Here is a 13,603-nt window from a genome sequence, read left to right as displayed (position 1 = left end):
AGCCCTGCCGCATTTCGAGGGTGGGGTCAAGACGTCTTTTTGTCTTGACCCCACCCTAAAAATGTGGCTGCCTCTGGTGCGCCGTACGGAGACCCCACCACCAAGGCGACCCATTACGGAAACCAGCCCGAGGCCTCCGGTGGTGCCGGGGTCCGGGGCGGAGCCCCGGCCGGGGGCAAGGGGCGGGAGCCCCAATCAAAGGAGGACTCGAGCAGCTCACCAACACCGCAAACCCGAGCCTCAGCGAACGGCCCCCAGCCTCAGCGAGCCGCACGCTCCCGCCGCACAGTGACCCGCTTCCCCTTGATGCTCGCGTTGCGCAACGACTCGATGACCTCGTTGGCAGCCGGCCCAGGAACCTCAACGAGCGAGAACCGGTCCGTGATCTCGATGGCCCCGATGTCACGCCCGTTGAGACTGGTCTCCCCGGTGATGGCACCGACGATGTCCTGAGGCCGAATCCCGGACGTCCGCCCAGCACCGACGAACAGCCGCGTCATACCTTCGGACGGCCCACGACGCTCACGAGGCGGCCGAGCCCCACCGACACGCGGAGCCCCACCACGGTCCTCACGCGGCCGAACCTCGGGAATCTCTTCCTCATCGGCAGCCGCGCCGGAAGCCTCATGAGCCAACTTCACGGCAGCGAGCGCGATCTCCATGATGTCGAACTCGTCGGCCAACGTCTCGACGACAACACGGAACCGCGACAGGTCGTCCTCGAGCAGCGACTCGTGCAGCGAGGACCGGGTGAGCTCGAGCTGCCGAGCCCGCAGGTCAGCGACCGTGGGCACCTTCTCGACCGGAATCTTCTGCTTGGTGACCCGCTCGATGGTCTTGAGCATCGAGTTCTCACGCGGCTCGACCAGCGTGATCGCGACACCTTCACGCCCAGCGCGCCCAACCCGCCCGATGCGGTGCACGTAGGCCTCGGGCGCGGACGGCACGTTGTAGTTCACGACGTGCGTCAACGTGTCGATGTCCAGGCCGCGGGCCGCGACGTCGGTCGCGACGAGCAGGTCCGCGGTGCCGGAACGCAGGCGCGCCATGACGCGGTCGCGCTGCTCCTGGCTGATGCCGCCGTGCAGCGACTCGGCGCGGTAGCCGCGGCCGTTCAGCGTCTCGGTGAGCTGGTCGACCTCGTCGCGCGTGCGGCAGAACACCACGGCGGCGGTGGGGGACTCGACGTCGAGCACGCGGCCGAGTGCGGCCGGCTTGTGGTCGCGGCGCACGAGGTACGCGGACTGGCGCACGAGCGGCGTCTCGCCGGGCTCGGTCTTCTCGCGGCCGATCTGGATCTGCACGGGCTCCCGGAGGTGGCTCTGCGCGAGGCGGTGGATGCGCGGGGGCATCGTCGCGGAGAACAGGACCGTCTGCCGGGTGTCGGGGGTCTCCTGGAGGATCGCGTCGATGTCCTCGGCGAAGCCCATGTCGAGCATCTCGTCGGCCTCGTCGAGCACGGCGATCTCGAGCTCGTCGAGCGCCAGCGTGCCGCGGCCGATGTGGTCGATCGCACGGCCCGGCGTGGCGACCACGACGTCGACGCCGCGCTGGAGCTCGCGCAGCTGGCGGCCGATCGGCTGGCCGCCGTAGATCGGCAGGACGCGGGCGCCCATCTGGCGGCCGTAGCGGTGGATCGCCTCGGACACCTGGACGGCGAGCTCGCGGGTCGGGGCGAGCACCAGCGCGAGCGGCTTGTCGCCCTTGCCGATGCGGTCGGCGATGCGTTCGAGCAGCGGAAGTGCGAACGCCGCCGTCTTGCCGGTACCGGTCGCGGCCTGGCCCAGCAGGTCGTTGCCCTTGAGCAACGGGGGGATGGCCTCGCGCTGGATCGGCGTCGGCTCCTCGTAGCCCAGTGTGGTCAGAGCGGAGAGGAGGTCGGGCCGCAGCCCCAGATCGGCGAAGCCGTCGGCGGTGGTCATGGCGCACATCTTCCCTTACGCCGTTCGGGGCCGCTGAACCACACCTGTCCTACGAAAGTCGGAGTGGAACGAATACCACAGGATGAGACGAAGTTGGGTATACGTGGAAGTAGCGGCGTTGCCGGGGAGGGCGCGTCGCACCACCACAGGGGGAGTACCAGTGTTCGACGCACGCATCATCGGCGCCGGCGTGAAAGCCGACGCCAAACCCAAGATCAGAGTTCTCTTCTACACCGACCTGTTCGAGTTCGGCGGAGCCGACAGCCCCGTCGGGTTCCCCGGCTTCCAGCTGGGGATCCTCCGCCATCTCATCGAGCGGAACCAGCCGTTCTTCGCGGACGTCACCGTCTCGCTGGTCAACCGGCACCGGGACGGCCACGCCAAGAACAAGATCACGCCGGAGCTGCTCGCGAACTACGAGCAGGTGTGGTTCTTCGGCTGGTGGTGGACCAACAAGCCGGGCGAGCCCGAGAACGAGCTCACCGACCCGGAGGTCGCGGCGCTGCGCACGTGGATGGACGCGGGCGGCGGTGTGCTGATCACCGGCGACCACTCCAACCCGCGTCAGCCCGACGAGGACCCGTCGCTGCCGGACTACATGAACCTCGGCCGGGCGATCGGCCACCGGATCCCGCGAGCGGGCGAGCTGCGGGTGTGGAACGACCGGCCGGACTCGAGCATCGAGCACAGCCACAACACCCACACGCCCGACCCGTGGGGCAGCGACATCAACAACCCGATCCCCAACGACCTCGACCCCTACCCGCAGGAGCTGATCCTGAGGCGCTGGGGCGGCCGTCCGCACGCGCTGTTCAGCGGACGCCGCGGCCCGATCACCGTGTTCCCCGACCACATGCACGAGGGGCAGCTGGTGATTCCGGCCAGCTACCCGGAGAACGTGTGGCCGGTCGGGCGCAAGGGCCAGCCGAAGCCGGAGATCATCGCGCGGGGCACGGACAAGCGCAACGGTGAGGTCTACGGCGTCTCCACCGCGTACGACGGCGCGGCCGCCGGTGTCGGCCGCATCGTGGCGGACTCCACGTGGCACCACTACTTCGACATCAACCTCTGGGGGTTCGAGGAGGACGGGGAGGTGCTCGGCAAGCTCACCGAGTACTACCTCAACCTGGTGCTGTGGCTCACGCCGAAGCCCGTGCGGCAGGAGCTGAACACGACGCTGCTCGGGTGGCTCGCGAACCACCCGGCGGTGATCGCGGTGCTGCCGGAGGGCACCCGCACGCCCGGTGCCGCTGCCGCCGGCCTCGTCCGCGAGGTCGCCGGTGACGGTGTGCTGGCGGACCTCGCGTGGCCGTTGGAGGGTGCTCCGACAGTGCCCGAGGAGCTGCTGCTGGGTGCGCAGGTCAAGGCGTTCGCCGCTCGCAGCGGCGGTGACGTCGAGGCCGCCGGTGCGGATCTCGTCGCGGGTGGTCTGCAGGCCGCTGCCGACGAGTACACCGCCGAGCTGCGCGCGGCGTTGTCCTCCGCGGAAGGCCTGAGCGAGCACATCGCCGCGGCTCTTCGCTAGATGACCGGGGTTTCCGCTGCCGCGGCAGCGGAAACCCCCGCGAACGGTCGGTGGTCTGACGCGGGCGACCCCCAGTGCCCCGTCAGGCCGCCGGCTTCCCCTCCTCGGGGAGTGCGACGCGGACGTCGTGTCGTCGCGTCACCCCGTTCACCGTGATCGCGAGGCTCACCTGGCCGGTGCGGACCGCGGTGAGCACACCGGAGCCGGGGTCGAGCCACGCCACGTGCCACGGCTTGACCCCGGACTCCGCGCCGACGTGCAGGCCCGGCGAGCCCGACCAGTCGGCGCTCACCGGGTACGCGACGGGAATCCGCCTGCTGCCCTGGGCGAACGCCGCGCTGACGTGCTCGGGCTTGCCGATCTGCAGCACCGAGGGTGCGGTGAGCGTCACCGCGTCCACGTGCGGACGGATCTCGGCGGCGAACCCGCCGGAGTCCACGCCGACGAGCGTCCACCCGGTGAAGCCGCCGGGTTCGGCGGGCGCCTTGCCGGAGTTGCCGTTGATCAGGTACGGCACACCGTCCACAGTGGACGCGTGGAACACGCCGACGTGACCGCCGACGAACAACGCGTCGCGACCGGACAGCAACCGCTCGACGTACGCGGCCTCCATGCGGTCGCCGAGCTGGCTTCCCTTGGCGGGGGTGGGATCGCGCGGCGGGTGGTGCTCCAGCACGACCACCTTGCCGGGAGCGGACTCCAGCGCGTCGCGCAGCATCACCATCTGGTCGAAGCCGCCGCCCCTGATCGTCCCGGTCGACGAGTCGAGCAGCACGAACCGCGTGCCCTTGTGGTCGAACGTGCGGTTCGTGGCACCGAACTCGCGGCGGAAGTTGTCGATCGTGCCCGGTCCCATGATCTCGTGGTTGCCCGGCACGTAGTACCAGGGCACCTCGCCGAGCTCCTCGCGCAGGATCCGGTGCGCGAACGCGAGATCGGCAGGTGACGCCTCGTCGACGAGGTCGCCGTTGATGACGACGAAGTCCGGCCGCGCCGCCTTGATCTCGCGCATCGTCCGGCGTGCGGACCGCACCAGCTCGCTGTCCGGCGCACGCGCGACGAACTGAGCGTCGGACATCACGGCGAACCGCCAGTCCTTGCCCGCCACCGTGCCGTCCTGCACGACGACCGCCGCCTGTTCCGGTGGCACCGGTGGCAGGGTGACCGACGGCGGCACCCGCGCGGCGATGTCGTCGACCAGCACCTCGCCGGTGTACTGCCGGTCCGCTTTGGTCTCGATGGTGTAGAACCTGTTGACCTGCAACGGAAGCGCCATCTCCGGCGGGATCGCGACCTCCAGCCTGCGCCACCCGTTCCAGGTGATGTACGGGCCGTAGAGCGACCTGGTCTGGCCGAGCGCGTCGGTGACCGTGAACGCGGTCCACTCGCCCTTCGCCTGTCCCCGCACCCACGCGCTGAGCGCGAGCGGCTGGCCGTCGACCTGGATCGGCCGCGGCGGCACGGCGTACGCGGTGCGGGTGCCGGTGGACTGGGTGAAGTCGTAGCTCAGCCGCAGCCCGGCGCCGGTGTGCCCGTCCGGCACAGGTGCGACGGACCCGGTCGCGCGGGCCGAGCCGAACGTCCACCGCGCGCCGTCGTCGAAGTCCGCGACCGCGCGGTCGACCGCGCCGACGGTGACGCCGACGTGCGTGGTGTGGCCGCCCGCCCTCGCCGTGATCGTGGTGGCGCCGGGTGTCTTCGCGACGACCTCCAGCTCGGGCGTCACCTCGATCACGTCGTGGTCGTACTCCAGCTGGAGATCGCCGGGTTCGATCGACGCGGTGAACCCCTCGGGGTCGAAACCGTTGATGCCCAACGGCTTCCGGTCGCCCGGTGCGGACAGGCTCAGCCGCGTCGCGGTGGGGGAGAGGCGAGTCAGCGGGCCGAGCACGGTCAGGTCGACCGACCCGCGCACGGCGTCGCGGTACGCGGTGAGCCGGACAGCGCCCAGCGCGCCCGCGCGGAAGAGGTCGCCTTCGACGCGGCCGGTGCTGTGCTCCCAGCGGTGCTCGTCGGGTGCGGGGCCGAACGTCTCGTCGTGGCCCTGCACGTCCAGCCTGCGCGACAGGCCGGGGAAGACGCGCCGGTCCTTCGTGGTGACGCGGAACCCGGTGAGCGCGCCGCTGCCCTCCGGCGCGTAGAGCGCGAGCCCGTTGGGCACCGGGCGTTCCGCGCCGTCCGACGGCGTGTTGGCGACGTCCAGCTCGGTGCCGCCCGGCGAGCGGGCGAGCATCGTGGACGAGCCGCCGCCGTCGAGGTTCAACGCGTTGTGCGCGCCCATCTCCCGCAGCGCCTCGGCGAGGTCGCGCAGGTTCAGGCCGAGCAGGTAGGGCGCCTGGCGGCCGTCGACCGTCAGCAGGAACATCCTGCGCCCGTCGGCGGAGAAGCCGACCGCGGTGCGCGGGTGCAGCGGGTCGGCAGGCGCCACGTTGACGCCGTCCTTGACGAGCAGCTGGTTGCCGCCGATCGCGGTGACCGGTGCGCTGCCGTCGCTGGTGCGCGGCGCGTACGTGACGCCGATCCGGTCGCCGGGACGCAGCCGGGCCAGCGCGTCGGCACCGTCCTCGCGGCCGACGAGCACGTACCCGTCCGCGGGAATGGCGTCACCGCCGGCCGATGTCCTGACCTCGGTCACGACGTCCTGTCGCGCCACCACTTCTGTCACCCGAGTGACACCTTCGACCGCGCGGGAACGGCTGTAGCCGCCCCAGAACGGGTTGAACACCCCGACGCCGTTCTTGCCGACGGCAGCGCTGTTGAGCTGGGTGAGCGGCACCGTGCCGGACGGCGTGGTGAGCGCGCCGGTGAAGAAGACCTCCATGACCCGGCCGATGCCCGCCGCGTCGACGCCGACCGCCCGGTGGTGTCCGGCCTGCGCGGACTTGACCAGCGCGCCGTCGGAGATGCCCACGCCCGCGGGCGCGTTGGAGTTGTTGATGTCGAAGAAGTCGCCGTTCACGGCCGCGACCGCGCGCATCCGGGTCGCCTGGGCCGAGAGCGGCTCGGCGGACGAGACGGTGCCGGGGGAGAGGTAGCCGACGCGGACGCCGGAGGTCAGGTCGACGGTGAGCGCGTCGCCGCGCATCCACCCGCCGGAGCCGCCGGGCTCGTACCAGTCGAAGGAGCTGAGGGTGACGCCGGGCGCGACCGGTCTGGACTCGCGAGCGGTCTCGATGCGTCTGCTGATCTCGGCGGTCTCGAGATCGGGCAGGTCGGCGTGCGCCGGAACCGGGAGCATCAACAGTGCGGCCGTGATCACGGCCGGTATGCGTCGTCTCACGGTGCGGAACCTATGCTGGCCCGGTGAAGAAACGCCTAACGGTGTGCGCCTCGCACCTGGTGACCCTGCCGAGCGCTCCGCACGGCCCGGTGCGCGCGGCGATCGACGTGGTCCGCGCCGCGGTCGACGAGTTCGACCCGGACCTGGTGGTGATCTTCGGGACGGACCACCGGCGCGCCTTCCGCGAGGTGGTGCCGACCTTCTCGGTCGTGCTGTCCGCGTCCGCGCAGGGCGACGTGCAGGGCCCGTCCGGCGAGTACGACGTGCCGTCCGATCTGGGCCGCGCGCTCGCGACGGACCTCATCGGCCACGAGTTCGACGTCGCGATCGGCTACCGCGTCGCGCTGGACCACGCGTTCGGCCACACGACCCGCGACCTGATCGGCGAGATCGACGCGAAGCCGGTGCTGCCGGTGTTCGTGAACTGCGCCAGCCCGCCCGTCGCGAGCGTCCGCCGCGCCGCCGCGCTCGGCCGCCAGGTGGGGGCGTTCTTCGCGGACCGGCCGGAACGCGTGCTGTTCGTCGGGTCCGGCGGGCTCGCGCACGACCTGCCGGGGTTCCGCGAGCCGGAGACGGGTGTGGTGCTGACCGAGGCCGAACGGCAGGAGTGGATCAAGCGGGTCAACGCCGAGGCGCACGAGGCGGGCACGATCCGCGACCTGGTGCGCGCGTGGGACGAGGAGTTCCTCGCCGGCGTCGGCGGCATGGACACCGGCTGGCTCGACCACATCGGCACCGACCTGGAGCAGCGCGGCGGCAACGGTGCGATGGAAGGCCTGACCTGGGTGGCCGCGTGGGCCGCCGGTGGTGAGCCGCTGAAGACCGTCGCGCACGAGTTCGACGCCTCGGGCGGCCGAGCGGTGGTGATGTCGTGAACACCGCCAAAGTCGGAATGGCGGCAACGATCGACGCGGTCCGCGACGCGTTCCTGGAGCTGTCGATGGGCCACTTCGTCCAGCCGCAGCGGCTCGTGTTCGCCGACGGCCACGCGCTGGTGATGACGGCGCACCACACGCCGAGCCGGTCGACGGTCGTCAAGACGCTGAGCATCGAACCCGGCCGCGACCCGGTCATCACCGGCACGGTCGTCTACTCCGACCCGGACACCCAGTTCACCGCGAACGCCGCGCCGCTGACGGCCATGCGCACCGGCGCGGTCGTCGGCGTCGCCACGGATCTCCTCGCGGACGCGGGCGCCTCGCACCTCGCGCTGATCGGCGCGGGCGCGCAGGCGCTGGACCAGGTGCGGGCCGTGCACGCGGTGCGCCCGCTGCGCAAGCTCACCGTCCACAGCCGCACGCCGGCGAAAGCCGAGGCGCTGCTGGAAGAGCTGAGCCTCGAGCTCCCCGGTACCGCACTGGACACGGCGTCGTCCGCCGCCGATGCCGTGTCCAGTGCGGACGTGGTGTGCACGGCGACCCCGGCGACGGACCCGCTGTTCCCGGCGGAGGCATTGCCGGAACGGGTGCACGTCAACGCGATCGGTTCCTACCTTCCAGGCATGCGCGAGCTGCCCGAGGAACTGCTCACCACCTGCGACCTGCTCGTCGTGGACGAGGTCGCAGCCGCTTTGGCCGAGGCCGGCGAGATCATCCACGCCGTCCAGGCCGGAACCCTGCCGGTCGACCGGCTCGTCGAACTCGGTGCGGCCGTGGGAGATCCGCCGATCGCCCGCGGCCGCACCGTGTTCAAGTCGGTCGGTGTCGGTTGTCAGGACTGGGCTGTGGCGAGACTCCTCAGTCGCCCATCTAGTTCTGGCTGACCGTCCACTTCTGGTTAGCCGCTCCGGAGCAGTCCCAGATCTGCAGCCGGGTCCCGTTGGCCGAGCTGTTGCCCGCCGCGTCCAGGCATCTGTTGGACTGAGGGTTCACGATGTCGCGCGCACCGGTGACGGTCCACCGCTGCGCGCCGGAACCGTTGCAGTCCCACAGCTGCACGACCGTCCCCGCGGCCGTGCCGCCGCCGGAGACGTCGAGGCACTTGCCCAGCGCGCGGATCGTGCCGTCACCGCCGACGTTCCACTGCTGCGCCGCCGTGCCGTTGCAGTCGTACAGCTGCACCGCCGTGCCGTTCGCGGTGTTCGCCCCGGCGACGTCCACGCACTTGCCGCCGAGACCGGTGATCCGATTGCCACCACCCGGAGTGTCACTCGTGGACACTCGGACGTAGTCGACGACGAGCTGCTGCGGGAACACCGTGGAGGCATCCGGGTAACCCGGCCACTCACCGCCGACGGCCAGGTTGATGATGATGAAGAACGGCTTGTTGAACACCCACTGGTTGCCGTTCAGGTCCGCGGGCGTGCGGCGGTGGTAGACGTTGCCGTCCACCGACCACACGATCTCACCGGGCTTCCAGTCCACCGCGAACGTGTGGAAGCCGTCCGCGAAGTTCGGGCCGTTGTAGGCGGCGCTGAGTCCGCCCGCGCCCGAGTAGCCGGGACCGTGGATCGTGCCGTACACGGTGTTCTGCTGGTGTCCCAGGAACTCCATGATGTCGATCTCGCCGCTGCCCGGCCACGGGTTGCCGCTGTTGATGTCCGCGCCGAGCATCCAGAACGCGGGCCAGATCCCCTTGCCGCGCGGCATCTTCATGCGCGTCTCGAACCGGCCGTAGGTCTGGGTGAACTTGCCGGCGGTGTTGATGCGGGCCGCGGTGTAGAGGCAACGGCCGTACCAGCACTGGTAGTTGCCGGGGTTCTCCTTCTTCGCCGTGATCACCAGGTTGCCCTGGCCGTCGTGCGCGGCGTTGTTGGTGCCCGAGGTGTACCACTGGTGCTCGCGGTTGTTGCCGTTGTTGTTGCCGGTCTCCATGTTCCACTTGGAGCCGTCGACCGCGGAGCCGGCCGGAGCGTTGAACTCGTCGGCCCACGTCACGGCCGCGCTGGCAGGGGGAGCGGGGGACGTGATCGCGATCGTGACCGCTGTTGTCAGCAAAAGGGCGGCAGCGAATATCCCGCCGATGCGTCGATGCATCGAACGTGCCTTTCGTTTGTACTGCGCCCAGCGCGGAGTTTGCCGAGGGAATCTCACCCGGTCAAGACCCACATGGCGGCGCGAAATCCACGCCGGGGAAGAACTTCTCCCACTCCTGCTCTGTAATCCGCGGCCAGGCGACGGCGCAAACGCGTGTCGTGACCTTGGTGAAATCGGTTTCCCACAGGCGGACCGTGCTGTCGTTGCCGCCGCTGACGAGCGTCTGGCCGTCCGGGCTGAACGTGACCGTCTGGACGCCGTCCCTGTGCTGGAAGAACACGAGCTCGCGCGGCTCGCTCAGGTTCGTGACGTCGTAGAGCCGGACGTCGCCCGCGGTGGCGAACCTGCGGCCGTCCGGGCTGAACGCCATCCGGGCGTAGCCGGGCAGCTCGGACAGCACGCGCTGGTTCGCCAGGTCGCTCACGTCGACCAGCCGCACCTTCGGGGTTCCGCCCTGCGGGTGGTCCGAGAGAGCGAGCACCTTCCCGTTCGGGCTGAAGACCGACCCGGAGATGACGTCGCTGGTGACCAGTGGCACCGCTCGCGGCTGCCGGGCTGTGCTGACGTCCCACATCCTGGCGGGCGTCAGGTACGCCGAAGCCACCAGCAACCTGCTGTCCGGGCTGAACGTCACGCCGGTGCCCTGCTCCCGCTGGTCGTCGAGCAGCGCGAGCCTGGTGTAGCCGCCTGCGACGTCCCAGAGGGTCACGGCCGTCTGGCCGATCGCGGCCAGCAGCCTGCCGTCGGGGCTGAACCTGGCCTCGGCCAGCTCACCGGTGCCCGCCTGGATCCTGGTGAGCTGCACGGGTTTCCGCGGATCGGACACGTCCCACAGCCAGATGTCGCCGTCCTCGCTGGCGGCGGCCAGCGTGCGGCCGTCGGGTGTGAACGAGACCGAGCGGAAGAAGCGGTCGGTTCCGGTGAGCGTCGCGAGCGGGTGCGGCTTTCCCGGTTCCCACAGGCGCACCGACCGGTCCCACCCGCTGGACGCGAGCAGCTTGCCGTCCGGGCGGAACCTCGTGTCGGTGACGAAGTCCTCGTGCCCGGTCAGCGGGAGCTCGCTCAGGTCCAGCACCCACGCGGCCGACGCGAGCTGTCGCCCGTCGTGGCTGAACACCAGCGTGTACGCGCCGCCGTAGATCTTGGTCACCTTGCGCGGGTTGCGGCGGTCGGTGACGTCCCACAGAACCGTGTGGCCGCCGTTGGTCGCCAGCGTGCGGCCGTCCGGGCTGAACGCGACCGACCAGGCGATGTGGTCGTGCTCCGTGACGGTGGTGAGGCACTCACCGGTGAAGACGTCCCACACCCGCACGTCGTGGTCCCAGCTCGCGGTGGCGAGCGTCCGGCCGTCCGGGCTGAACGCCGCGTGCCGCACCGACGACGAGTGTCCTTTGAGGACGCTCATCGGCTTGGGGTCGCCGCCGGTGACGTTCCACAGCCGGGCCGTCGTGTCGCCGGTGGTGGCGAGCGTCAGCCCGTCGCCGCTGAACGCCACCGACGTCGTCTCGGTGGTGTGCGCGGTGAACTTCACCAGCTCGCGGACGCGGCGGAGCTGGTCGATGTCCCACAGCCGCGCCGTGCCGTCCACGTGGCCGGTGGCGAGCGTCCGGCCGTCCGGGCTGAACGCGGCCCAGCTGGCCTGGCCGGGCAGCACCGCGAGCTCGCGCGGGTTGCGCGGATCGGCGACGTCCCACACGCGCAGCGTCTGCGCGTCGGTGGTGGCGAACAGGTGGTCCCGCGGGCTGAAGGCGACCGACGTTCCGGCCGCGGCGAGCGGGAGGCTGCTCAGTCGCCTCGGGTGGTGCACGTCGGAGACGTCCCAGAGCACCGCGGTCTTGTCCCAGCTGATCGTCGCCAGCACCGGGGAGTCCGGCGCGTACGCGAGCGACACGACGTCACTGGTGTGGCCGGGCAGGGGGGCGCGGTAGCCGGTGGTGAACGCGCTCATCACCGCGTCGCGCAGCTCGTCGCTCGGCGTGAGCCGGTAGGCCGCCAAGGTCAGCTGGACGGCGAGTGCGGGGTTCTCCTCGCGCAGCGCCGCCGCGTCGGTGACGGCCTTGCGCGCGATGGCGGTGTCGCGTTGCTCGCCGACGGTGTTCTGCGCGCGGACGGCGCTCAGCGAAGCCGTGACGGCGAGCAGCAGCAGGACGCTCAGCAACGCGATCAGCTGCCGCTGCCGCCGGGTCCGGCGGCGAGCGGCGGCCTGCTCGGCCGCCTCGGCGTCGACGCTCGCGGCCATGAATCTTCGTTCGCCCGCGGTGAGGTCCGCGTCGTCGACGTGCTCGCGGGCCAGCGCGAGCCGGGTGCCGCGGTACAGCGCGCCGGGGTCGCGGTCGAGCGACTCCCATCCGTCCGCTGCCTCGGTGAGCTGCCGGTGCACGCGCAGGCCCTCGCGGTTCTCGTCGAGCCAGCCGCGCAGCCGGGGCCACGCCCGCAGCAGCGCCTCGTGGGTGATCTCGACGGTGTCCTGGTCGATCACGATCAGGCGCACCGCGGCGAGCGCCTCCATCGCGGCCTGTTCCTTGGTCGACGCCAGGTCGGCGCGGTGCACCCGGCGCCGGGTCGCCTCGCCCTGCTCGCCGACCCTGACCAGCCGCAGCAGCACCCGCCGCGCCGCGTCCCTGCCCTCGTCGCCGAGCTGGCCGTACGCGCGTTCCGCCGCGGCGGCCACCGCGCCGTCGATGCCGCCGGTCACCTGGTAGCCCGCGACGGTGAGCCGGTCGGTGTCCCGCTGCTGCCACGTGCTGAGCAGCGCGTAGGACAGCAGCGGCAGCGCACCCGGCTCGTAGCTCGCGTTCGGGTCGTCCCCGGTGATGCCGAGGTCGCGCAGCAGCAGCTCGACCAGCCCCGGCTCGATGCCGAGCCCGGTCGCCTCCGCCGGGCCGGCGATCGCCTCGACCAGCTCGGTCCTGGTCATCGCGCCGACGGTGAACTGGTTGTGCTGGACGGCTTTCAGCAGCTCCGGATAGGCGACGCACTGGCCGTAGAAGTCGGCCCGCACCCCGAGCACGACCAGCGCCGACTGCTCGGCCGCCGAGTAGAGCGCGTGGATCAGCTCGCGCCGCTCGTCCTCCGCGCACGCGGTGAAGACCTCCTCGAACTGGTCGACGACGATCACGGTGCGGCCGTGCAGTCGTTCGGTGAGCACCGAGGGCGGCTGCGCGGTGGGCGTCGTGACCAGCGTCGGCCAGCTCGCCGATCCGGCCTCCGGCAACGCCCCGCGCGCGATCGCGGGCACCAGGCCCGCCCGCAGCAACGACGACTTGCCCGCGCCCGACGCGCCGAACACGACGAGCGGCAACCCGGCGTCCAGGCACTCGGCGGCGCGCGACACGAGCGCGGCCGTCGTGCGCTCCCGGCCGAAGAACCAGCGGGCGTCGTCCGGGCCGAAGCTCGCGAGTCCCTGGTACGGGCAGACCTCGCGGTCCGCGTGCGCGACGAGACGCGCGAGCGCGCCGCCCGCGTCGAGTACGGCGTCGAGCCTGCGGGCCAAATCCGGGGTCACCGGTTTGCGCCCGTTCTCGACGTTGCTCAAATAGCCCTTGCTGTAGTGCGCGAGGCCCGACAGCTGTGCCAGTGACATTCCCCGTTCGGTGCGCAGACGCCGCAGCTCGTCCGCGAACCCCGTTGCCTCAGACAAGGCGTTCCCCCTGATCACGGGCCGTATCCCAGGGCACCATACAGCGGGATACGGGCAACTCCTTCCTGTTTATCGCGCGTACTCGAATTCTTCGGACATGCGATTTCACCTGATTGCCGCCGCAGTGGCGATGAAGCTCGCATTGGTTGCTGGAACAACAATTCCGGCGGAGCCCGTGCACAACCGCGTGGTGGGCGCGACCTGGCAGGGCTGGTCCACGTACCGCTTCTGACTAGGCTCGTTCACCAGATGGGTCGGCGC

The 13,603-nt window shown here is 71.0% G+C and carries 8 protein-coding genes; 4 read left to right on the top strand and 4 right to left on the bottom strand.

What is annotated here, in order from left to right:
* Positions 1-260: 260 nt before the first annotated feature.
* Positions 261-1,922 carry a DEAD/DEAH box helicase gene (locus FKR81_RS41400; protein WP_235922218.1) on the bottom strand — a complete coding sequence of 554 codons (1,662 nt, stop codon included), beginning with the start codon at positions 1,920-1,922 and terminating at the stop codon, positions 261-263.
* Positions 1,923-2,082: 160 nt separating this feature from the next.
* On the opposite strand from FKR81_RS41400, the gene FKR81_RS41395 reads away from it, so the two are divergent.
* Positions 2,083-3,447 (top strand): hypothetical protein, encoded by a 1,365-nt coding sequence (locus tag FKR81_RS41395; RefSeq protein WP_146360821.1) that lies wholly within the window; start codon positions 2,083-2,085, stop codon positions 3,445-3,447.
* A gap of 82 nt (positions 3,448-3,529) precedes the next feature.
* Here FKR81_RS41395 and FKR81_RS41390 read toward each other — a convergent pair whose 3' ends face one another.
* Positions 3,530-6,727 carry a phosphodiester glycosidase family protein gene (locus FKR81_RS41390; RefSeq protein WP_235922217.1) on the bottom strand — a complete coding sequence of 1,066 codons (3,198 nt, stop codon included), beginning with the start codon at positions 6,725-6,727 and terminating at the stop codon, positions 3,530-3,532.
* 23 nt (positions 6,728-6,750) lie between these two features.
* Here FKR81_RS41390 and FKR81_RS41385 point away from each other — a divergent pair, with 23 nt between their 5' ends.
* Positions 6,751-7,602, top strand: coding sequence for a DODA-type extradiol aromatic ring-opening family dioxygenase (locus FKR81_RS41385; RefSeq protein WP_146360819.1), 852 nt, complete (start codon positions 6,751-6,753; stop codon positions 7,600-7,602).
* Entirely contained in the window at positions 7,599-8,489 is an 891-nt protein-coding gene (locus FKR81_RS41380; RefSeq protein WP_328593199.1) for an ornithine cyclodeaminase family protein, read from the top strand. The genes FKR81_RS41385 and FKR81_RS41380 overlap by 4 nt, the downstream gene beginning before the upstream one ends.
* Here FKR81_RS41380 and FKR81_RS41375 read toward each other — a convergent pair.
* Together FKR81_RS41375 and FKR81_RS41370 are read right to left on the bottom strand one after the other, a co-directional pair.
* Positions 8,476-9,702 (bottom strand): glycoside hydrolase family 16 protein, encoded by a 1,227-nt coding sequence (locus tag FKR81_RS41375; protein WP_146360817.1) that lies wholly within the window; start codon positions 9,700-9,702, stop codon positions 8,476-8,478. The two genes, FKR81_RS41380 and FKR81_RS41375, sit on opposite strands and share 14 nt — an antisense overlap.
* Positions 9,703-9,763: 61 nt before the next feature.
* Positions 9,764-13,342, bottom strand: coding sequence for an nSTAND1 domain-containing NTPase (locus tag FKR81_RS41370; RefSeq protein ID WP_146360815.1), 3,579 nt, complete (start codon positions 13,340-13,342; stop codon positions 9,764-9,766).
* Between the two features lie 97 nt (positions 13,343-13,439).
* Between FKR81_RS41370 and FKR81_RS45770 the strand changes: the two genes are divergently transcribed.
* Positions 13,440-13,574, top strand: coding sequence for a hypothetical protein (locus tag FKR81_RS45770; protein WP_268891620.1), 135 nt, complete (start codon positions 13,440-13,442; stop codon positions 13,572-13,574).
* Positions 13,575-13,603: the final 29 nt, after the last annotated feature.

This window comes from Lentzea tibetensis (assembly GCF_007845675.1).
Lineage (GTDB): Bacteria > Actinomycetota > Actinomycetes > Mycobacteriales > Pseudonocardiaceae > Lentzea > Lentzea tibetensis.
Note: the sequence above shows the minus strand (reverse complement) of the source record. Positions and strands in the feature narration are given on the sequence as shown.